The following is a 19,333-nucleotide window of genomic DNA, read 5'->3' as shown; positions in this document are numbered from 1 at the left end:
ATAAGCGGAGATCGCTCCGCGAAACTCGCTTGTCGACAATATATAAAAATCAAGATGGAAAATATGCGCTATCGAGCGCCGAAACCTGCAACGCTGGCCGCATCACTTCGACAACGTCGCCCGCACCGTATATTCGCCTTCCAGCCCGCCCTGCTCGGGCCGCACGAAATACCGCGACGAATCCAGATCGGCCGGCAGCGGCTCGACCGGATAACCGTGCTTTTCCCACGCATCGAGCCCGCCCTTCAGCGCGCGGATGTTGTGGATCATCTTCTTGCGCTGCATCTTCGCGATGAGCCGCTTCGCGGTGGCCTCGTTCGGGCACACGCAATAGACGACGATCGGCCGCTTCAACACTTCGGGGTCGAGCAGGTCCGGCGAATCGAGATCGACCGGCACCGCGCCGGCAATCCGGTACGGCTCGCGTTCGCGAATCGCCTTCGGCCGCGCGTCGAAGATCAGCGGCGGCTCGTCGGACGTCATCATTTCGACGAGCTGCGGCGGCGAGATGCGCACCTGCGCGAGATAGCGGCGGAACTGCACGCGGCGCACCCAGCGGTACAGCAGGAACGTGATGAAGATCGCGAGGAACGCGTCGAGGATCGTGCCGCCGCTCGCGCGCACCCACAGCACGAACTGGACAATCTGGTCGTGAATGGCCGCGCCGCCGATCAGCCAGAACGCCGCCCACAGCGACGCGCCGGCCAGATCCCAGAACAGGAACACACCGATGCCGATCGCGGTCGTGCCGAGCAGCGGCGCCGATACGAGGCCGAGGCCCGGCAGGAATTTCGACAGCACGAGCAGCGGCGCACCATACCTTTCGAATACGTTACGTGCGAAACGCAGCGTCGTGTCGAGCGACAGCGAGAAGCGCACGAGGCCGTTCAGCAGGCGCCGGCCACGCGTGCGGCCCATGAAGAACCACAGCGAATCGGCCAGCATCGTCGCGCCGATCGCCGCCGCGAACATGCTGACCCAGGACGCCTGCCCCATCGCCGCCATCGTGCCGCCGAGAATCAGCATCGGCACGGCCGGCACCGGCACGCCGAGCTGCGTGATCAACACGCTCGCGAACACGGCCCACGGGCCGAGCGACGATGGAATTGCGATGGGAAAGTGCCACACGGCGGCGCTCCTGGAAGACATGCGGGCCGCGCGACAGGGCCGTCGGTACGGCGGCGCAACGGCCGCCGCGGCATGTCCGCGACCAACCGGTGCATCCTGCGCATTCTAAACGGGTTTGGCCTCGGCCGCGCGGAACACGGGCCGTCCGCACGGGCTTTGCGCCCGGCGTGACGCGACCGTGACGGTCACACGTCCGGGCGCTGCGCGAGTTGCGCGACATGTTCCGCGTAGTCGGGAAACTCGGCCGCGAGCGCGGCCGCGTCCGCCAGCTCGAATTCCGAGAATTCGAACCCCGGCGCCACCGTGCAGCCAACGAGCGCGACGTGCTCCGGCGACGCGCAGCGCGCGCCGAACCAGCTGCCGGCCGGCACGACCGCCTGGAACACGGTGCCCGGATGCGTGAGCGGGTTGCCGAGCCGGTGGATCGTCAGCCCGTCGCGCGCGTCGAGCACCCACACTTCGATCGGATCGCCTGCGTAGAAATGCCAGACCTCGTCGGAGCGGATGCGATGCCACGACGAATACGCGCCGTCGCACAGCAGGTAGTAGATCGCGGTCGACGCGGCACGTGGCGCGCCGTCGGCCGGACGCACGACCGAATCGGTCGCGCGGTAGGTTTCACGGAAATAGCCGCCTTCGGGATGCGGCTGCAGGTCGAACTGGCGAATCAGGTCGGTCGCGGAAATCGGCATGGCGGATGACGTCGGTAAGGGTGAAAACCGGCATCCGGCGGGGTTGCACGACCCTCATTCTTGCGATCGCGTGCCGCCGGATGTCCCTGCGTCGATCGCCGCGGCCATGCGCGCGGCGAACAAGCGGACACCGGCCGATGCTGCCAGAACTGCGTGCCGGGAGGCAACCGCCGACGTGCAATCACGCACCGTCGAACGTACCGGTGGCACGGCGCAGTACGCCGATCACGCCCATGTGCGGTCAAGCACGCGGCGCCCTGCGGCCCGCCAATGCGCGGGGCAGGCAGCGTCGACCGCCGCACCGCGTCGCTTATGCGGCCGCCGGCGTCCCGCCCTCGGCGTGCCGCACCAGCAGCACGGGCCGGTCGGCCGCGCGCAGCAACGATTCCGCTACGCTGCCGAGCAACAGCCTGCGCAGGCCGTGCCGCCCGCTGGTGCCCATCACGACCAGATCGGCGTCGGCTTCGGCCGCCGTGCGCATCAGCACCGTCGCGATGTCCTCGCCGTACGCGTCGAGCGCGCGCACCGTGCCCCGCACATGCTGCTGCGCGAGCGCGGCTTTCGCGTCGTCGAGCACCGGCGTCGCGGCATCGGTCGCGGTGGCGTCGCCGTCGCGCTCGGCTGCGAAGCCGGCGTCGACGTCGACGAGTTGCGGCCGATGTTCGACGACGTACGCACACGTCACTTCGCCGCCGGACGCGGCCGCGATCCGGATCGCCTCGTTCAGCGCGAGACGCGCGCTCGGGCTGCCATCGAGCCCGACGAAAATCCGCTTGTACATGGTCCGTCCCTCCGACCGGGCGTGCGTCGCGCGTTGCGCAACCACGGCCCGTTACCGCGAGCCGGCCCGGCGCCGGCTTGCCTGCCGAACAGTCTGCCCCACGTGCCGACGCGTGCGTTGACGCGCGTCAAGCGTGGCCGGCGCGCCTGCTGCTGCCCGCCGTTTGCCGCAATTTCAACTGCCCCCATTACAAAAAATGTGTAAAACGCGCACAATTTCGTCCTGAAAATCGTCGTTGCACGCAGCCGGTGCGAGTTTCCCCCCGGTTTTGCCGCGCTGCCCGCGTGCCCCGGGCAGCCCGAACAACAGAATGGCCATCGAATGACCGTCAGTGGAACCCCGACGCGGGACGCCCGAGAGCCGACGCGCCTCGAGATCATGTTACGCCAGCCGCTCGCGGCCGGCGTCGTTGCGCTGTGCGCGGGCGCCGTGCTGTCGCTCGGCGTCGCGCTGCTCGTGCGCGAGCAGTGGCAAACCGCCGTTCATACGCGTTTCGAACGCCGGACCACGCACGTGACCGCGATGCTGCGGCATGAACTGCAGGCCGGTGTCGCCGTGCTCGAAGGTGCGCGCGGCGCGTTCGGCCTCGTCCCGGACATGACGCCCGGCCAATGGCGCCGGTATGCGGAGACGCTCGATCTCGACAGCGGCCGCTCGCCGGTCCGGCAGATCGGCTATGCGCCGCTGACGCGCGCGGCCCGCGGCGCGCTGGCCGGCGCGAAGCCGCTGCCGGCCGATCCGCTCGCGGCAGCGACGCTCAGCGCGCCCGTGTCGAACTCGCCGGTCGTGCGCTTCGGTGCGTCCGACGCGGTGCCGCTCACGCGCGCGCTGCGGACCGGCGATATCGCGCTCGGCGTCCACCCGGCCGACGACGACGCGTCCCGCGACGCCCGCACCCTGACGCTGTTCCTGCCCGTGACGAGCTCGCCGTTGGCCGCCGCCACGCCGTCCGGCACGCGGGAAGCCGGCGTCGACGGGATGCTGTTCGCGGCGCTGAGCCCGCGGCGCCTGGTCGAGCGTGCGCTCGACGCGGAACGCGGGATCGATCTGTGGATGACCGCCAGCGGCGATTCGCGCGCGATCGTCAGCGTCGAGACGACGACCGACGAAGCATCGGCGTCGCCCGACCTGATGCGGCGCACCGATGTGCTGAATTTCGGCGGCACCGCGCTGACGCTCGCCTATTCCGCGGACGGCCGGCCGAGCGCGACCGGCGCGCAGCGTGCGGCCGGCACCGTGCTCGCCGCCGGGCTGATCGCGTCGTTCGGGTTCGCGGCGCTCGTCCATGCGCTGCTGCGCGGCCGCGCCGATGCGGGCGCGAGCAGTCGCGGCAGCCTCAACGAAGCGCGGATGATGGGCATCATCCGGTCGTCGATGGAAGCGATCATCACGATCGACGAGAAGCAGACGGTCGTGATCTTCAATCCGATGGCCGAGCAGGTGTTCGGCGTGTCCGCGATGGAGGCGATCGGCGCGCCGCTGTCGCGCTTCATTCCCGAACGGTTCCGCGCCGCACATGCGAAGCACGTCGACCAGTTCGGCGTGACGGGCGTGTCCGAGCGGCAGATGGGCCGCCAGCGCGTGCTGTTCGGGCTGCGCGCCAACGGCGAGGAATTCCCGATCGAAGCATCGATCTCGCAGATCCGCGACGCGTCGGGCAAGCTGTATACGGTGATGCTGCGCGACATCACCGAGCGGCTGCGGGCCGAGAACGCGCTGAAGCAATCGCGCGAGGAATTGCGCGAACTGTCGGCGAACCTGCAGAACGTGCGCGAAGAGGAAAAGACCCGCATCGCGCGCGAGCTGCACGACGACCTCGGGCAGCAGCTCACCGCGCTGAAGATGGATCTGTCGGTCGTCGAACAGCAACTGCGCATGCCCGGTCGCGCGCAGCCCGACGCAGGCCTACAGACGCATCTGCAAGGCATGCGGCGGCTGATCGACGCGACGGTCGCGTCAGTGCGGCGCATCGCGGCCGACCTGCGGCCGGTAATGCTCGACGACCTCGGCCTCGTGCCCGCGATCGAATGGCTCGCGAACGATTTCACGAACCGCTACGGGATCGATGTCGAGCGCCACATCGAAACGGGCGGCCTCACGTTCACCAGCACGGGCGCGACCACGCTGTTCCGGATCGTCCAGGAAGCGCTGACGAACGTCGCGCGCCATGCGGATGCGACGCGCGTGGCGTTGCGGCTCGACATCGAGGAAGGCTTTTGCGTGCTGCGCGTCGCGGACAACGGCCGCGGCGCGGCGCCCGGCGGGCCGGCCCACGAGGACAAATCGTTCGGCCTGATCGGCATTCGCGAACGCGCACACATGCTGGGCGGCACCGTGACCATCGATACCGCGCTCGCGCGCGGTTTCTCGATTACCGTCTCGTTTCCGCTCGGCACCGTTCAACAGGACACGCTCATCACATGATCAAGGTGCTCATCGCCGACGACCATACGCTCGTACGCGACGGTCTGCGGCACATCCTCCAGAACGCCACCGGATTCGAGGTGGCCGGCGAAGCCTTCGACGGCCCGTCGACGATCGCGCTGGTGCGGGCGACGCCTGCGCAGGTACTCGTGCTCGACCTGTCGATGCCGGGCCGCAACGGCGTCGAACTGATCAAGCAGATCAAGGACGAGAAGCCCGCGCTGCGCGTGCTCGTGCTGACGATGCACGCGGAGCAGCAATACGCGGTGCGTGCGTTCCGCGCGGGCGCGTCCGGCTATCTGACGAAGGAAAGCGCGAGCGCGGAGCTGGTCGGCGCGGTCACGAAAGTGGCGTCGGGGGGCGTCTACGTGAGCCTCGCGATGGCCGAGCAGTTCGCGCAGAGCCTGAACGAGCCGGCCGAAACGCTGCCGCACCAGCGGCTGTCCGACCGCGAATTCGACGTGTTCCGGCGGATCGCCGCCGGCCAGACGCTGACCGAGATCGCGAACGCGTTGTGCGTGAGCGCGAAGACGGTCAGCACCTACAAGACCCGGATCCTGGAAAAGATGCAGATGCCGCACGAAGCGGCGCTCGTGCGTTACGCGATGCGGCACAAGCTGCTCGACGAAACGGACGACGTGTAACGGACGACGTCTGGCCGGCGTGGTGCGGGCCTCGGCAGGCCCGCGCATGACGCGTTACTTCGCGGGCACCGGGCACGCGAGGTCGCCTTCCTCGCAGGACAGATAGCCTTTCAGCGTTTCGGTGCGCACTTTGGTCAGATCGTCGAGGCAGGTCGATACGACCATCGGGTATGCACTGCCGCCCTCGGCATTCGCACTTGAGAAATGGCATTCGGCGTCGCGGTACGCGATCCACGCGCGCTGCGCGTCCACGAGCTTGTCGGCGAGCGGCCGCGCGCCGCGCAGGCGCGCGGTGACGGCCTGGTAGATCCGGTTCAGTTCCCCGTCGGATTTCTTGTACGCGCGATCGGCACACGCCGTCATCGTCGCCTGATCCGTCGCGTCCGCACAATTCGCCTGCGCATGGGCGACGCTCGCCACCAGCGCCAGCGAGCCCAGCAGACCGGTCAAGACACGCATGGATGCTCCTTTGTTGTTCGTTGAAGTGTGGAACCCGGTGCCTTGTTGCGCCCCGTGTGCATGGGCCGCGCCACCGCGGCGACATCGACCGCGATGCTAGCGCACGCGCGGCGGATTGTCAGCGGGTGCCGGGGTGACGCCCGAGACGCGATTTCGCCGGATGTCGTGTTTTCCCGACGGCGAAAGCATCCGCTCGCTGCGCATCATTGAAAAAGCCCGCACTCGGAACTGAACCGAGTGCGGGCTTTCTCGACAAACCTTCAGCCACGGTCCCCAAGGGCCGCGACACAACGGCCGACTTAGTGGCCGAAATACACCGACGAGCGGTCGCTGACGGCCGGCACGACCGCGCGCTGGCCCGACTGCGACGTCGCGACCGGGTTCGAACCGTAACCGGTTGCGTCGGCTTGCGCGCCCGTGTTCTGCGCGGCGGCGATCTTGGCCTGGGCGGCCTGGATGTTTTCCGGATAGTTGATCCAGTCGTTCGGGTTGTAGCCGGCCTTTTCGAGCTGGACCAGCTCGGCGCGCACTTGCGCGCGCGTCAGCGGCTGTTGGTTCGATTGGGCGAACGAGACGACCGGTGCAGCCACGAGGGCGGCCAGTGCAACTGCCTTGATCAGCGATTTCATGATGCGTTACCTCCAGGATTGTTTTGTCAGGCGCTTCGGACTCGGGGTCGTTGCGCATGAGTAGAAGTCTAGGAGTCGCGGCTATCAGGGTAAATACTTAAATCGCAAATTCACTGTTGACCGAAACCGTACAATCGCGCGGGAATAACATAATTCATCAGACGATTATCGACGCTCGCACACCGAATGCCGCTCTTCGGCATCCGGCACGCTCGGCAGCGCGTCAGCGCGGGCGATCGGTATCCACCGACGCCATCTGCCTGTCGAACAGCAACGCCTTGAGGCGCACGCGATCGTCGGCATCGATGTCGCCGAACGCCGCATGATGCAACGTCAGCGCTGGGGCCGCCGGGTCGGCATGCACGGCCCGCACCGTGCCGTCGAGCGCCAGTTGCTCGACGCGGCCGCCGGTTTCGTACGGAAGCAGCACGCGCAACGGCTCACCGGTGGCCGCGAGCGGCCGGTCGACGGCGATCGACAAGCCGCTCAGGCTGATGTCGTGCACCATTCCGATGCCTTCCGCCCCCTGCGCCGCGCCGCTGCAACGGGCGGCGATGCGCACCGGCACGCGCGGCTCCGCGCGCGCACGCAGCCGGTCGACGAAGCCGGGCGGCGACAGGATCATGAACGGCGCGGCGCCTGACGCCTGCACCGATTCGACCGTCGCGCCGAAACGGAACACCGCGGCAGCGCCGATCGCCACCGCTTCAACGTCGTCGCCGCGTGCGAACTCGAGCACGGCGGCGGGTAGCGGTTCGACGAACAGCGCGCCCGACGCACCGACACCGATCAGCCGGCAGCGTTGCAGCGCACGCGTCGTGCCGACCCGGCGGCGAATGCCGATCGCCGCGCCCGCCGACAAGCCCATGCGCGTGGCGGGCGCGCCCGCCGCCCCGGGCACGCTCGGCTCGATGCCGCTGCCCTCGCGTCGGCGTACGGGGTGGAAATGGTCGAACAGGAACGCATGCTGCGCGGCATCCTGCAGCGTCGTGCCGGCCGGCAGCAGCGCGGCACCGTCGGCGTCGTAGAGGTCGAAGCCGAGCGGGACGCCGGCGGAAAGATCGTCGCGCGCGAGCGCGACGTAGTCGGTGGAAAGCCGCATCGGAGAAGCGCGGAGCGACCGCGCGAGCTATCGTGACAACTTGATTACGGCAGCATCGCGCGGAATCTGAATGGCTTCGTTACTGCGACGCACCCGTGGCATCGGGCGACGCCGGGACCGGCACCGGCGGTGGCGGAGCCGGCACGGCCGACGGGGCGGCGCCGACGCCGGTGCTGCTTCCGCTCGTGATACTGGCGCCTGCCGGTGGCTGCGCAGGCTGCGATGCGCTCGCCGACAGCGCCGCAGCCGACGCGGCCACTTCGGACGCCGGCACCCATTCCTCAACGATGCCGCCGGACGCGGCATCCGGCGCCGATGCAGCCGAAGCCGCCGACGCCGCCTCTTCGTCGGTCTCGGCCGGACGCTCGATACGCTGTGTCCTGACCGGCGTGGGCGCCTTCTTCGCCTCGGGCGGGAACCACGTGTCGAACAGGTCGGTCACGCGCTCGCGCAGCGATCCGAACCAGCCCGGCGACGGCTCGGTATCGAATTTCGCCTTCGTATCGACGATCCGGGCGCGCTGCGCGCGCTGGAAGAAATCGCCGACGATCGGCAGCGCGCTGTGCGCGCCCTGCCCCCAGTAATCGCTGCGCAGCGTCACGCGGCCGTCGTCGAACCCGACCCACGCGCCGGCGACGAGGCCCGGCTGCATCAGGATGAACCAGCCGTCCGCGTTGTCCTGCGTCGTGCCGGTCTTGCCGGCCACGTCGCCGCGGATCCCGAAGCGGGTGCGGATGCTGCCGCCCGTGCCGCGCGTCACGACGTCGCGCATCACGTCGAGCAGCGTCTTGTCGGTTTCGGCATCGAGCGCACGCTCGGGCGGCGCCGGTGCGTATTCGGCGAGCACCTCGCCCTGGCGGTTCTCGATGCGCGTGACCATCTGCGGCTCGACGTACAGCCCGCCGTTCGCGATCGTCGCGTACGACGCGACCATTTCCTTCAGCGTGACCGGGCTCGTGCCAAGCGCGAGCGACGGCACGCGTTCGAGCGGGCTTTCGCGCACGCCCATGTCGCGCGCGAGCCGCGCGACGGCGCCCGGCCCGACCTTCTCCATCACTTGCGCGGTAATCCGGTTGCGCGACAGCGCGACGGCGTCGCGCAGCGTCATCGGCTTGCCCGTAGGCGGCGCGTCATCGTTCGGTCGCCAGATCTCGCCGCCCTTCAGCGGAATCTCGACCGGCTGGTCGATGAACGTGTCCTCCGGCTTCATCCCGCTCGCGAACGCGGCGCCATAGACGAACGGCTTGAACGTCGAGCCCGGCTGGCGCCGCGCCTGCGCGACGTGGTCGAACGGCTCGCGCGTGAAGTCGCGGCTGCCGACCCACGCGCGGATCTGCCCGTCGCGCGGATCGATCGCGAGGAAGCCGGCCTGCACGTCGGTCTTCGCCTTGCACAGCGCATGCAGGAAGCCGCGGTCGGCCGCGAGCAGCTTCATCGCCGCCGCGTCGTCCTTGCCGGCGTCCTGCGCGGCCTTGTACTCGGGCGATTCGCGCATGAAGGTGCGGAACACCTCGTTGTCGGTGCCGCAGCCGTCGCGGCCGCTCCACGCGTTGTTCGCGATGCCCTGCAACTGATTGCCCTGCAGCGTGAGCGCCTGCGTCGCCATCTGCTGGAGCCGCGAGTCGATCGTCGTGCGCACGATCAGCCCGTCCGAGTAGATGTTGTAGTCGTTGCGGTCGGCCCACGCGATCAGCCACTTGCGCAACTGCTGCGCGAAATGCGGCGCCGGCCCGGGCGGCTCCTTCTGGCGCTCGAAGTCGATGCGCAGCGGTCGGCGCTGCAGCTGCGCGAACTGCGCCGGCGACAGCTTGCCGTACTTCACCATCTGGCCGAGCACCGTGTTGCGCCGTTGCAGCGCGCGCTCGGGGTTCAGCACCGGGTTGTAGTAGCTGTTGCCCTTCAGCATCCCGACGAGCGTCGCGCTGTCGAGCACGTCGAGTTCGTCGGCCGACTTGTCGAAATAGGTGCGCGCGGCCATCTCGACGCCGTACGCGTTGTACAGGAACGGCACCGTGTTCAGGTAGGTCTCGAGGATCTGGTCCTTGCTGTAGACGGCCTCGATCTTCAGCGCGGTGATCGCCTCCTTCACCTTGCGCGTGAGCGTCGGCGCGCGGCCGATCTCGTCCGGGTACAGGTTGCGCGCGAGCTGCTGCGTGATCGTCGAGCCGCCCTGGCGGCTGCCCGAGAACGTATGGAGCGCGGCCGACGCCGTGCGCTTCCAGTCGAGGCCGTGGTGTTCGTAGAAGCGATGATCCTCGGTCGCGATCAGCGCGTCGACCATGTGCGGCGAGATCTGCTTGAGCGACACCCATTCGCGGTTCGACGGCTTGAATTCGGCCAGCAGCTTGCCGTCGGCGGACAGCACCTGCGCGGGCTGGTCGACGCGCGCCTTGCGGATGTCGCCGATGCCCGGCGTGAACGGGATCAGCGCGACCACGTACACGGCGAACAGCGCCGGCACGGCGGCGGCGGCGAGCAGCGCGCCACGGCGCGTCGGGTGGCGGACATGGCGCCACGCGGTGGCGGCGAGAGGCTTGACCCGCGCGACGGCGGCCGCCGCGACGGGTTGGGCGCGCGCGACCCATCTGGCACAGAAGGCACGCACTGACGGCACGTTTCGGCGATTCACGCGGGTGGAGCTCGGCTGAAAAGGCTGCATCGTACCAAACTCGCGCGGCCGTCCGGCCCGCGGCGGCCTTGGGCTGGCACACGCGGTACGGTGTTACGCCGGCGCTCACGCAAAAAAAGGCGCGTGTCCGGCAATCGGAGCGACGCGCCAAACCTGGTACCACAACCGGAACGCCGCGCGACGGCGGCGTGCCCCGCGCCGCGGCTCAGCGCACGAGAAATCCGTACGTGAGCGGATCGCGCTCGTCGACGATCCAGTTCGCGAACCCGCAGATATGCGCGCTGCCTTCCACTTCCGGGATCACGGCCGGGATGTCGCCGACCGTCGTTTCGCGCAGCACGCGGCCCTTGAAGACCGTGCCGACGATCGATTCGTTGACGAGCGTGTCGCCTGCCGCGAGCAGCCCGCGCTGGTAGAGCTGCGCGACGCGCCCGCCGGTGCCGGAGCCGGTCGGCGAGCGGTCGACCTCGCGATCCGCGAACACGCAGCAGTTCGCCTGCGTCGAGCCCGCGTGGCGCGGCGCGTTCGCGATGATCGTGCCGTAGATATGGTTGATTTCCGGGATCTCCGGATGCGCGACCGGATATTTCGCGTTCGCGGCCGCCTTCACCTCGGCGCCGAAGCGAATCAGTTTCTCGACTGCCGATTCGCGCACCGGCAGGTCGAACGGCGCGCCGTCGACATAGAAATAGAACGCGCCGCCATACGCGATGTCGCCGGTCACGGTGCCGAACGACGGCGTGTCGACCGACACGTCGCGCTCCCAGATGAACGACGGCACGTTGACGAAGCGCACGGGCCCCGCATGCTCGCCGTCCCACCGGACGAACGCCTCGATGAAGCCGCACGGCGCGTCGATGCCGACTCGCGTCTCGGGCACCGTGCGCTGCACCCAGCCGAGTTCGACGGCCGCGGTCGACAGCGCGATCACGCCATGTCCGCAATGGTCGCTGTAGCCTTCGTTGTGCACGAAGATCACGCCGAAATCGGCGTTCGGCGACACGGGCTCGGTCAGATAGCCGCCGTACATGTCGGCGTGGCCGCGCGGTTCGAACATCAGCGCGCGGCGGATTTCGTCGGCGTGTTCCTTGAGCCACGCGCGGCGCTGGACGATCGTGTCGCCGGGCAGGCGCGGCAGCCCGCTCGTGACGATGCGGAACGCCTCGCCGCCGGTGTGCACTTCGACGGTGGACAGGGATCGGGAAATTTTCATGGGGGATCGGGTGCGTTGAAACGAAGGACGGCGGCCGGGCCGCCGTCCGGTGACGGGCCGTGCGGCAATTACTTCGCGTACGGTTCCGGCAGGCCGTTGCGGATCACGTAGACGGTGGTCGGCGCGCCTTTCAGGTCGCCGTTCGCGTCGAACGAATAGGTGCCCGCGACGCCCGCGTAGTTCGTCTTCGCGAGCTGCGCGATCAGCTTCGCCTTGTCGGTGGTCGTGCCGGCCTTGACCATCGCATCGGCGAGCAGCTTCATGCCGTCGTAGTAGTTGACGCCGTAGACCTGCGTATCGGTGCGATAGGCGTCGTGGTACTTCTTCAGGAATTCGCGCCCGGCCGGCGTCTTCTCGAGCGCGACGCCGCCCTGCGCGCAATAGACGATCGACGCGGCCTCGCCCGCGACCTTGCCCATGTCGGCCGAACAGATGCCGTCGCCGCCGAGCAGCTTCGCGCGCAGGCCGCGCTGCTTCATCTGCTTGGCCATCGGCGCACCCTGCGCCGCATAGCCGCCGAGGAAGATCACGTCGGGGTTGGCGGCCTTGATCTTGGTGAGAATGCCGAGGAAGTCGGTGGCCGACGAATTCGTGTATTCCTGGTCGACGATCTTGATCCCGTTCGCCTTCGCGACGTTGATGAACTGCTCGGCGACGCCCTGCCCGTACGCGGTGCGATCGTCGATCACGGCGGCGGTTTTCGCGTTCAGCGTCTTCGCGGCGAACGTGGCCATCGTGCCGCCGAGCTGCTCGTCGCTCGCGCCGATCCGGAAGATGTTCTTGAAGCCCTGCTTCGTCAGCGCCGGATTCGACGCGACCGGCAGGATCGGCACGCCGGCCGTCGAATACACGCGCGACGCCGGAATCGCGACGCCCGAGTTGTACGGGCCGAGCACGGCGACGACGCCCTTGTCGACGAGGTTCTGCGCGACCTGCACGCCGGCCTTCGGGTCGGCCTGGTCGTCTTCGGAAACCAGTTTGAACGTCACGGTCTTCCCGCCGACCTTCACGCCGGCCTTGTTGAGCTCGTCGACCGCGAGCCGCGCGCCGTTTTCGTTGTCCTTGCCGTTGGCGGCCTGCGGGCCCGTGAGCGGCGCCGAATGGCCGATCATCACGACTTCCTGCGCATGCGCGGAAGTCAGCGCGCCGGTGGCAACGGCCACCGAGAGCGCGGTCACGAGGTGTCTCATGATGTCTCCTGATTGGTTTTTGGTGAAACCAATGTAGGACACACGTGGTCACATCGCAAGCAATTTCAAAATAATCATCGGGATTTTGGTCACATTAAAGACCAAACCGTTCCCGTTACTTCGGCGCAATGTCGCGCCGCACGCGGCGAATGTGCTGTTCGACATAGAACGCGGCCGCATCGGCATCCCCGGACACGATCGCCTCGTAGATCAACCGGTGCTCGGACACGTACAGCCGGATCCGGCCCGCGTCGTAGATGCCATCGTCCTTCAGCCGCTTCCACAGCGGCTGGTCCATCGTCTTCGCGACTTCGTCCGCGATCTTCACGATCAGCGCGTCGCCGGTCATCAGCGCGAGCTGCCGGTGGAACAGCCGGTCGCTCTCGTTCCACAACGCGCGCTGGTGCGGATCGTCGACGTCGGTGATGGTCTCCATTTGCGCGAGATAGCGCTCGGCGCCGGGGTCGGCGCGGCCATGAGCGGCCGCGCGGCGCGCGATCGCGGGCTCGAGGATCAGCCGCACGTCGAGCGTCGACGTCGGACTGAAGTCGGCCTCGGACGCCGCGTGCGCGTCGCCGCGCTGTGCGAGCACGTCGAGCGGGGCCGCGACGACGTAGGTGCCCGAATTGCGCTTCGTGAACACGAGCCCTTCGTTCTGCAGCGCGCCGAGCGCCTCGCGCACGGCCGGCCGGCCGACCTGGAACAGCGCCGCGAGCTCGCGCTCGGACGGCAGCCGCGATTCGGCCGCGTAGCGCCCCGCGCGGATCTCGTCGCGGATCTTTTCGGCTACCTGCTCGTAGATCTGCAGCGGCCTGAAACCGCCTTCGAGTGAGTCGGGACGCGCGGACATCATCGTGTGGCTCCTGCCCGTTCGCGGGCGTGGATCTGGAATGGGTTCGCACTATACCGGAGCGGCGCGGGCAGCGCGGCAGCGGCGAGCCTTCTGGCCAGATATTAGAACCAAAATCACCGGCACGCTTTATTTTCTGGGTTGCCGACGCGCCAGCAAGTGGTATAGATTCGATCCACACTGCCCTGTGTCACGGTACCGGCAGACCTGCGGCTGGCGCGGCATGCGTCCGCCGTCCACGCTCACTGACCGCCAAGACGTACACGATGACCGCCTTCTCCCCGATTCCCGTTTTCGATGCGGCCGACACGGCCGCGCTGCTCGACTATCCGGCGCTGCTCGCCACGCTCAGGCAAGCGGTCGTCGAGTACGCGGCAGGCGACATCGTCAGCCCCGAACGCCTGGTCGTGCCGCTGCAACGCGGCGGCGTGATGCTGTCGATGCCGTCGAGCGCACACGATCTGGCGAGCCACAAGCTCGTGAACGTGTGCCCCGGCAACGGCGCACGCGGGCTGCCGACGATTCTCGGCCAGGTCACCGCGTACGACGCGACGACCGGCGAAATGCGCTTCGCGCTCGACGGCCCGACCGTCACCGGCCGCCGCACGGCGGCGATCACCGCGCTCGGCATCCAGGCGCTGCATGGCGCCGCGCCGCGCGACATCCTGCTGATCGGCACCGGCAAGCAGGCGGCCAATCACGCGGAAGCGCTCGCCGCGATCTTTCCGGACGCGCGCCTTCACGTGCGCGGCACGAGCGCGGACGGCGCGGCCGCCTTCTGCGCCGCCCACCGCGCGCATGCGCCGCAGCTCGCGCCGCTCGACGGCGACGCGATTCCCGATGCGATCGACGTGGTCGTCACGCTGACGACGAGCCGCACGCCCGTCTATCGCGACGCCGCGCGCGAAGGCCGGCTCGTGGTCGGCGTCGGCGCGTTCACCGCGGATGCCGCGGAGATCGACGCGAACACGGTGCGGGGCAGCCGGCTCGTCGTCGACGATCCGGCCGGCGCGCGCCACGAAGCCGGCGACCTGATCGTCGCGCAGGTCGACTGGCAGCACGTCGCGTCGCTCGCCGACGTGCTGAACGGCACCTTCGCCCGCGGCGGCCCGCTGCTGTTCAAGAGCGTCGGCTGCGCCGCATGGGATCTGGCCGCGTGCCGCACCGCGCGCGACGCACTGGCCGCGCGCCGCGCCGGCTGACCCGGCCGCGCCACCGTTCGCGCCACCGTGCGCGCCGCTCGCGCGGCATCGCATCGTCGGATTCACACCGGCGATTTCCCGTACGCGGTGTAGGAAACGCCCTACACCGCGTCGAAGCGGCCTACACGAAGTTCCAATTCGGCCGATTTCAATTTCGGCGGCGCAACACGATACTGCCGGCATGAATGCCAGCCTGTCACCCGCCGCACTCAGGGTGTTTCTCGTCGATCACGCGGTTGCCGTCCGCCAGCGGATCGCGCTGCTCGTCGGCGCGATTCGCGGCGTCGCCGTCGTGGGCGAAGCGGAAGACGGCCAGGACGCGTGGACGCATATCCGCAGCAGTCGCGCGGACGTGGTGATCGTCGACGTGCGGCTCGCGGACGGCAGCGGTCTCGACCTGATCGGGATGCTGTCGAAGGCCGCGCCGCGCATCGTCACGATCGTGCTGACGAACCACTCGGCGCCGGCATTCAGAGAGGCATGCGCGACGGCGGGAGCCGACTACTTCTTCGACAAGACCGTCGAATTCGACACCGCATGCCGTGTCATCGAATCCCTGGTGCACGCTCGCGTGCGCCGCCCCTGACGAGCCGGAGCGCCTCATGTCCACCGCCACCGCCTTCGCCGACGTATCCGTCGTACCCCGGCCGACGATTCCGCCGCGCCCGGCCGCGCGCGCCGACGCCGCCAAGCACCCGGCCGCACGCTGCTCGGCCTGCGCGATGCGCTCGATGTGCCTGCCGCCGCACCTGACGCCCGCCGAATACGGCCGCCTCGACGCGATCATCTGCACGACGCGACAGGTTCGCCAGGGCGACGCGCTGTTCCGCACCGACGATCCGTTCCAGAGCATCTACGCGGTGCGCGCGGGTTCGTTCAAGACGGTGATGATGCATCGCGACGGCCGCGAGCACGTGACGGGCTTCCAGATCGCCGGCGAAACGCTCGGGATGGACGGCATCGGCAGCGGCCAGCACTGTTGCGACGCGATCGCGCTGGAGGACAGCGTGGTGTGCATCATCCCGTTCGGCGCGCTCGAAGCCGCGTGCCGCGAGATCAAGCCGATGCAGCACTTCCTCTACCAGATGCTGAGCAGCGAGATCGTCCGCGAATCGAGCCAGATGCTGTTGCTCGGCACGATGTCGGCCGAGCAGCGCGTCGCGCATTTCCTGCTGAACCTGTCGTCGCGGTTCGAGGCGCGCGGCTATTCGGCGACCGAATTCAACCTGCGGATGACGCGCGAGGAAATCGGCTGCTATCTCGGGATGAAGCTCGAAACGGTCAGCCGGATGTTCTCGCGGTTCCATCGCGACGCGCTCGTCGAAACGCGCGGCAAGCGCGTGCGCATCATCGACCCGCAAGCGCTCGCGCGAGTCTGACACGCGGCGCCGCGCTGACAGGCGCGGCGTCACCGCATCGCGTCGCCGGTCGCCGCGTCGCGCAGCGCAACCGTTGCGGCGCCTGCCTGCCACGCGAGCAGCGCCCGTTCGGCCTGCGCGAACGCGAGACGCAATGCGTCGTCCACGTCGGCCCCGACGCACGGCGGCAGCAACCGGAGCGTCGCGTCGCGCATCACCAGCTCCAGCCGCACGTCGTACCGGCGCGCACCATCGGCCGCCGTGCGCGATTCGATCGCGAGATGGCAGCCTTCGATCCACGCGCGAAACCGTTCAAGTCGCACCAGTTGCGCGCCGGCTTCGGCCTCGACCGCAGCCGAACCGGTGAATCCGAGGCAGGCGATCTGCATGCCCACGCCCATGTCATCTCTCCTGACGGGGCCGCCCGCTCGTCGACCGCCTTGCAAGTGCCGGCCGCCTCACGATGGGGCGGCCCGTGTTTCCCGTGGCACGGCGCGCATTGTTCGATCGCGGCCGGCCGATTGTCTGCTCGCGCCCGACAGGCGCGGGACCGTTCAGACGTTGAAGGTCTGCGACGCCTTCATCTCGATCCACGTCATGCCGGCCCGCAACCCTTCGATCATCGCCTCGCGCTCCGTCGGATACGCGTGGCTGTGCTCGAACGTATGATGAAACCGCGCGGCGCCGGCGCCGTGCTCGACCGACACGCGGCAGCGGAATTCGCCCGATTCGCACGGGCGCGTCTCCACTTCGACCGACCAGTCGCGTTCGTGAATGTTGCCCTGCAGTGTCATGCGCCCTCCTGCGGTATCAGCCTTCGAGCCGGAAGTGCCCGCTGTGCAGCAGCACCGGCCGGCCGCCGATTTCCTCGAGCATTCGTCGTGCCATCGCCTCGATGGCCGACCGGTGCGCGTCGAATGCGCCCAGCAGATCGCGTTCGAGCAGCGACTGCGCGCCGAAATGGTCTTCCAGCGCCTCGGCCGTGACCGCGCACTGAACGCAACGCCCGTCGACCAGCGCCGAAAACGCGACGACCAGATCGCGCGCGCAATATTCCGGCGGCTCGGACGGGAAAACGATGTGCATCTGTCGGTCTGTCATCGTCGTGATGGCTCCATGACGAGAGCATAGTGGCGCGCGCGGCCGCGCGCTTGACCCACGTCAACAGGCTCGCTGCACCGCACGATCGCGGTGTAGCCGCGCGCCGCCGCTTCCTCTGCTTCAGCCGGCGTCGGGCTCGATCGCCGCGCCGCGCTGCGCGAGCAGCTCGCGCAGCACGCTGCGGTGGCAATGGTTTTCGTCGTCGCAGTAGCAGCCGATCGAGAACGCAGTCGTCGCCGACAGCGCGGCCAGCAGGTCCAGCACCTTGGCCGGATCGCCATGCGCCATCTCCGCGCGGAAGTGGCGCTTGAACGCGTTCCATTCGGCGTCGGTTTCAGCGGCCTGCGCCTGCGCGACGAGCTCGGGGCTCGGCGACAACGTCGGCAACCATACATCATAGTAGTTGCGCGACGCGAATTCCGCCTTCGGTACGCCGCGCGGCGGCCGCCGCACCGTGCCGATCCGCAGGCCCTCGCCGGCCGCGCGCGGCGTGCCGAGCTGGATGATCCGGATGCCCATGTCGCTCCTCTGCTCCCCTGCATTGCGTACGATCCCGTGATCGTACCGCCGCGCCTGCCCGTGCGTCATCCGCGCCTCGCACATGACGGCCGCCCAACAAAAAACCGGCTGTTCCCGCGACGGGAAACAGCCGGTTCTTCAGCGTTGCGCGCCGGGGCGCGCCGCGTTCAGACGCCGCTCTTCAGTACCTTGCCGATCGCGTCCGCGACGATGCCGACGTTCGAGTCGTTCAGGCCCGCCACGCACATCCGGCCCGAGCGCAGGATGTATACGCCGTGCACCTCGCGCAGCGCGTCGACCTGCGTTTCGGTCAGGCCCGTGTACGTGAACATCCCGCGCTGCTTCACGTAGCGCGTGAGCGCTTCGCCGCTCACGTGGTCGCGCAGGCCGTCGTGGATCGACTGGCGCATCCGCGCGATGCGGCGGCACATCGCCGACAGCTCCTCTTCCCACTGCTTGCGCAGCGCCGGCGTGCCGAGCACGGCCGCGACGACCTTCGCGCCGTAGGTCTGCGGGTTGCTGTAGTTCGAGCGCACGGCGCCGGCCAGCTGGCCGAGCACGCGCTCGGCCGCGGCCGAGTCCTCGCAGACGACGCTCAGGCCGCCCACGCGTTCGCCGTACAGCGAGAAGTTCTTCGAGAACGAGTTCGCGACGAGCGTCGGCACGCCGCGGCGGGCCAGTTCGCGCACCGCGAACGCGTCCGCGTCGAGGCCCGCGCCGAAGCCCTGGTACGCCATGTCGACGAACGGCAGCAGCCCGCGGGCCTCGATCACGTCGATCAGCTTCTCCCACTGGCCTTCGTCGAGATCGACACCGGTCGGGTTATGGCAGCACGCGTGCAGCAGCACGATGCTGCGCGCCGGCAGCGCGTCGATCGCCGCGAGCATCGCGTCGAACTTCAGGCCGCCCGTGGCCTCGTCGTAGTACGGGTACGTGTTCACCGTGAAGCCGGCGCGCTCGAAGATGAAGCGATGGTTTTCCCAGCTCGGATCGCTGAGCCACACCTGCGAATCCGGGAAATAGCGCTTCAGGAAATCGGCGCCGACCTTCAGCGCGCCCGAGCCGCCGAGCGTCTGCAGCGTCGCGATGCGGCCGGCCGCGCGAGCCGGGTGATCCGCACCGAACACCAGCGCTTGCACGGCGTCGCGGTACGCGGCCAAGCCGACCATCGGCAGGTACGGCTTCGGGCCGCTGTCGCGCTGCAGCGCGGTTTCGGCTTCGCGCACGGCGCCCAGCACCGGAATCCGGCCTTCGGCGTCGAAATAGATCCCGATGCTCAGGTTGACCTTCTGGTCGCGCGGATCTTTCTGGAAGTTCTCGTTGAGCGTCAGGATCGGGTCGCCCGGGTACGCGTCGATGTGTTCGAACATGGCTTGAATCGGTCTCGTTTGGAAGAATGGTCGGTCGTGGCC

20 protein-coding genes are annotated in these 19,333 nt (G+C 68.6%); 5 read left to right on the top strand and 15 right to left on the bottom strand.

Annotation, left to right across the window (positions count from 1 at the left end):
• Positions 1-102: 102 nt before the first annotated feature.
• The 3 genes from JYG37_RS29440 to JYG37_RS29430 form a co-directional block, all read right to left on the bottom strand.
• On the bottom strand, positions 103-1,128 hold the full coding sequence (locus tag JYG37_RS29440) for a DedA family protein/thiosulfate sulfurtransferase GlpE (protein ID WP_050011042.1): 1,026 nt from the start codon (positions 1,126-1,128) through the stop codon (positions 103-105).
• Positions 1,129-1,313: 185 nt separating this feature from the next.
• Complete coding sequence (locus JYG37_RS29435) at positions 1,314-1,820, bottom strand: cupin domain-containing protein (protein WP_050011041.1); 507 nt, start codon at positions 1,818-1,820, stop codon at positions 1,314-1,316.
• A gap of 310 nt (positions 1,821-2,130) precedes the next feature.
• Positions 2,131-2,601 (bottom strand): universal stress protein, encoded by a 471-nt coding sequence (locus tag JYG37_RS29430; protein ID WP_050011040.1) that lies wholly within the window; start codon positions 2,599-2,601, stop codon positions 2,131-2,133.
• 321 nt (positions 2,602-2,922) lie between these two features.
• Between JYG37_RS29430 and JYG37_RS29425 the strand changes: the two genes are divergently transcribed.
• On the top strand, positions 2,923-5,025 hold the full coding sequence (locus JYG37_RS29425) for a PAS domain S-box protein (RefSeq protein ID WP_050011039.1): 2,103 nt from the start codon (positions 2,923-2,925) through the stop codon (positions 5,023-5,025).
• The gene (locus JYG37_RS29420; RefSeq protein WP_006479054.1) at positions 5,022-5,669 is read left to right on the top strand and encodes a response regulator; all 648 of its coding nucleotides are present in this window, start codon (positions 5,022-5,024) and stop codon (positions 5,667-5,669) included. Before JYG37_RS29425 ends, JYG37_RS29420 begins: the two co-directional genes overlap by 4 nt.
• Positions 5,670-5,723: 54 nt before the next feature.
• On the opposite strand, the gene JYG37_RS29415 is transcribed toward JYG37_RS29420, so the two are convergent.
• From JYG37_RS29415 to JYG37_RS29385, 7 genes are all read right to left on the bottom strand, one after another.
• Complete coding sequence (locus JYG37_RS29415; protein WP_050011038.1) at positions 5,724-6,128, bottom strand: lysozyme inhibitor LprI family protein; 405 nt, start codon at positions 6,126-6,128, stop codon at positions 5,724-5,726.
• A 299-nt stretch (positions 6,129-6,427) separates the two neighbouring features.
• Positions 6,428-6,757 carry a DUF4148 domain-containing protein gene (locus JYG37_RS29410; protein ID WP_105132824.1) on the bottom strand — a complete coding sequence of 110 codons (330 nt, stop codon included), beginning with the start codon at positions 6,755-6,757 and terminating at the stop codon, positions 6,428-6,430.
• 223 nt (positions 6,758-6,980) lie between these two features.
• Entirely contained in the window at positions 6,981-7,859 is an 879-nt protein-coding gene (locus JYG37_RS29405) for a flagellar brake protein (protein ID WP_050011036.1), read from the bottom strand.
• 79 nt (positions 7,860-7,938) lie between these two features.
• Positions 7,939-10,518, bottom strand: coding sequence for a penicillin-binding protein 1A (locus JYG37_RS29400; protein WP_050011035.1), 2,580 nt, complete (start codon positions 10,516-10,518; stop codon positions 7,939-7,941).
• A 175-nt stretch (positions 10,519-10,693) separates the two neighbouring features.
• Positions 10,694-11,701: a trans-3-hydroxy-L-proline dehydratase gene (lhpH, locus tag JYG37_RS29395; RefSeq protein ID WP_089489359.1), complete on the bottom strand. Its 1,008-nt coding sequence runs from the start codon at positions 11,699-11,701 to the stop codon at positions 10,694-10,696.
• Between the two features lie 68 nt (positions 11,702-11,769).
• Positions 11,770-12,891: a branched-chain amino acid ABC transporter substrate-binding protein gene (locus JYG37_RS29390; RefSeq protein WP_213346865.1), complete on the bottom strand. Its 1,122-nt coding sequence runs from the start codon at positions 12,889-12,891 to the stop codon at positions 11,770-11,772.
• A 115-nt stretch (positions 12,892-13,006) separates the two neighbouring features.
• Entirely contained in the window at positions 13,007-13,744 is a 738-nt protein-coding gene (locus JYG37_RS29385; RefSeq protein WP_089489357.1) for a FadR/GntR family transcriptional regulator, read from the bottom strand.
• Positions 13,745-14,007: 263 nt separating this feature from the next.
• On the opposite strand from JYG37_RS29385, the gene lhpI reads away from it, so the two are divergent.
• From lhpI to JYG37_RS29370, 3 genes are all read left to right on the top strand, one after another.
• On the top strand, positions 14,008-14,943 hold the full coding sequence (gene lhpI / locus JYG37_RS29380; protein ID WP_213346863.1) for a bifunctional Delta(1)-pyrroline-2-carboxylate/Delta(1)-piperideine-2-carboxylate reductase: 936 nt from the start codon (positions 14,008-14,010) through the stop codon (positions 14,941-14,943).
• A gap of 181 nt (positions 14,944-15,124) precedes the next feature.
• Positions 15,125-15,529 carry a response regulator transcription factor gene (locus JYG37_RS29375; RefSeq protein WP_050011030.1) on the top strand — a complete coding sequence of 135 codons (405 nt, stop codon included), beginning with the start codon at positions 15,125-15,127 and terminating at the stop codon, positions 15,527-15,529.
• A 16-nt stretch (positions 15,530-15,545) separates the two neighbouring features.
• Positions 15,546-16,322 (top strand): helix-turn-helix domain-containing protein, encoded by a 777-nt coding sequence (locus JYG37_RS29370; protein ID WP_089489355.1) that lies wholly within the window; start codon positions 15,546-15,548, stop codon positions 16,320-16,322.
• 29 nt (positions 16,323-16,351) lie between these two features.
• Here JYG37_RS29370 and JYG37_RS29365 read toward each other — a convergent pair whose 3' ends face one another.
• The 5 genes from JYG37_RS29365 to JYG37_RS29345 all read right to left on the bottom strand — a co-directional run bounded on the left by JYG37_RS29365 (position 16,352) and on the right by JYG37_RS29345 (position 19,291).
• Positions 16,352-16,702, bottom strand: coding sequence for a metal ABC transporter ATPase (locus tag JYG37_RS29365; RefSeq protein WP_213346861.1), 351 nt, complete (start codon positions 16,700-16,702; stop codon positions 16,352-16,354).
• Positions 16,703-16,855: 153 nt separating this feature from the next.
• Positions 16,856-17,095 carry a hypothetical protein gene (locus JYG37_RS29360; RefSeq protein WP_006479066.1) on the bottom strand — a complete coding sequence of 80 codons (240 nt, stop codon included), beginning with the start codon at positions 17,093-17,095 and terminating at the stop codon, positions 16,856-16,858.
• Positions 17,096-17,111: 16 nt separating this feature from the next.
• Positions 17,112-17,402, bottom strand: coding sequence for a DUF1488 family protein (locus JYG37_RS29355; protein WP_050011027.1), 291 nt, complete (start codon positions 17,400-17,402; stop codon positions 17,112-17,114).
• Positions 17,403-17,522: 120 nt separating this feature from the next.
• Positions 17,523-17,921, bottom strand: a complete 399-nt coding sequence (locus tag JYG37_RS29350; protein WP_050011026.1) for a DUF488 domain-containing protein — start codon at positions 17,919-17,921, stop codon at positions 17,523-17,525.
• 167 nt (positions 17,922-18,088) lie between these two features.
• Positions 18,089-19,291 carry an amino acid aminotransferase gene (locus JYG37_RS29345; RefSeq protein ID WP_050011025.1) on the bottom strand — a complete coding sequence of 401 codons (1,203 nt, stop codon included), beginning with the start codon at positions 19,289-19,291 and terminating at the stop codon, positions 18,089-18,091.
• Positions 19,292-19,333 lie beyond the last annotated feature (42 nt).

The sequence above is a fragment of the Burkholderia sp. LAS2 genome, assembly GCF_018417615.1.
In the GTDB taxonomy this organism is placed as follows: domain Bacteria; phylum Pseudomonadota; class Gammaproteobacteria; order Burkholderiales; family Burkholderiaceae; genus Burkholderia; species Burkholderia sola.
This window is presented reverse-complemented; position numbering and strand designations above follow the sequence as displayed.

Excerpts from the sequence above, each read along its gene's own strand:
- JYG37_RS29435 (WP_050011041.1), bottom strand. The coding sequence starts at position 1,820 with ATGCCGATTTCCGCGACCGACCTGATTCGCCAGTTCGACCTGCAGCCG.
- JYG37_RS29430 (WP_050011040.1), bottom strand. The coding sequence starts at position 2,601 with ATGTACAAGCGGATTTTCGTCGGGCTCGATGGCAGCCCGAGCGCGCGT.
- JYG37_RS29425 (WP_050011039.1), top strand. The coding sequence starts at position 2,923 with ATGACCGTCAGTGGAACCCCGACGCGGGACGCCCGAGAGCCGACGCGC.
- JYG37_RS29420 (WP_006479054.1), top strand. The coding sequence starts at position 5,022 with ATGATCAAGGTGCTCATCGCCGACGACCATACGCTCGTACGCGACGGT.
- JYG37_RS29415 (WP_050011038.1), bottom strand. The coding sequence starts at position 6,128 with ATGCGTGTCTTGACCGGTCTGCTGGGCTCGCTGGCGCTGGTGGCGAGC.
- JYG37_RS29410 (WP_105132824.1), bottom strand. The coding sequence starts at position 6,757 with ATGAAATCGCTGATCAAGGCAGTTGCACTGGCCGCCCTCGTGGCTGCA.
- JYG37_RS29405 (WP_050011036.1), bottom strand. The coding sequence starts at position 7,859 with ATGCGGCTTTCCACCGACTACGTCGCGCTCGCGCGCGACGATCTTTCC.
- JYG37_RS29400 (WP_050011035.1), bottom strand. The coding sequence starts at position 10,518 with ATGCAGCCTTTTCAGCCGAGCTCCACCCGCGTGAATCGCCGAAACGTG.
- lhpH (WP_089489359.1), bottom strand. The coding sequence starts at position 11,701 with ATGAAAATTTCCCGATCCCTGTCCACCGTCGAAGTGCACACCGGCGGC.
- JYG37_RS29390 (WP_213346865.1), bottom strand. The coding sequence starts at position 12,891 with ATGAGACACCTCGTGACCGCGCTCTCGGTGGCCGTTGCCACCGGCGCG.
- JYG37_RS29385 (WP_089489357.1), bottom strand. The coding sequence starts at position 13,744 with ATGATGTCCGCGCGTCCCGACTCACTCGAAGGCGGTTTCAGGCCGCTG.
- lhpI (WP_213346863.1), top strand. The coding sequence starts at position 14,008 with ATGACCGCCTTCTCCCCGATTCCCGTTTTCGATGCGGCCGACACGGCC.
- JYG37_RS29375 (WP_050011030.1), top strand. The coding sequence starts at position 15,125 with ATGAATGCCAGCCTGTCACCCGCCGCACTCAGGGTGTTTCTCGTCGAT.
- JYG37_RS29370 (WP_089489355.1), top strand. The coding sequence starts at position 15,546 with ATGTCCACCGCCACCGCCTTCGCCGACGTATCCGTCGTACCCCGGCCG.
- JYG37_RS29365 (WP_213346861.1), bottom strand. The coding sequence starts at position 16,702 with ATGGGCGTGGGCATGCAGATCGCCTGCCTCGGATTCACCGGTTCGGCT.
- JYG37_RS29360 (WP_006479066.1), bottom strand. The coding sequence starts at position 17,095 with ATGACACTGCAGGGCAACATTCACGAACGCGACTGGTCGGTCGAAGTG.
- JYG37_RS29355 (WP_050011027.1), bottom strand. The coding sequence starts at position 17,402 with ATGACAGACCGACAGATGCACATCGTTTTCCCGTCCGAGCCGCCGGAA.
- JYG37_RS29350 (WP_050011026.1), bottom strand. The coding sequence starts at position 17,921 with ATGGGCATCCGGATCATCCAGCTCGGCACGCCGCGCGCGGCCGGCGAG.
- JYG37_RS29345 (WP_050011025.1), bottom strand. The coding sequence starts at position 19,291 with ATGTTCGAACACATCGACGCGTACCCGGGCGACCCGATCCTGACGCTC.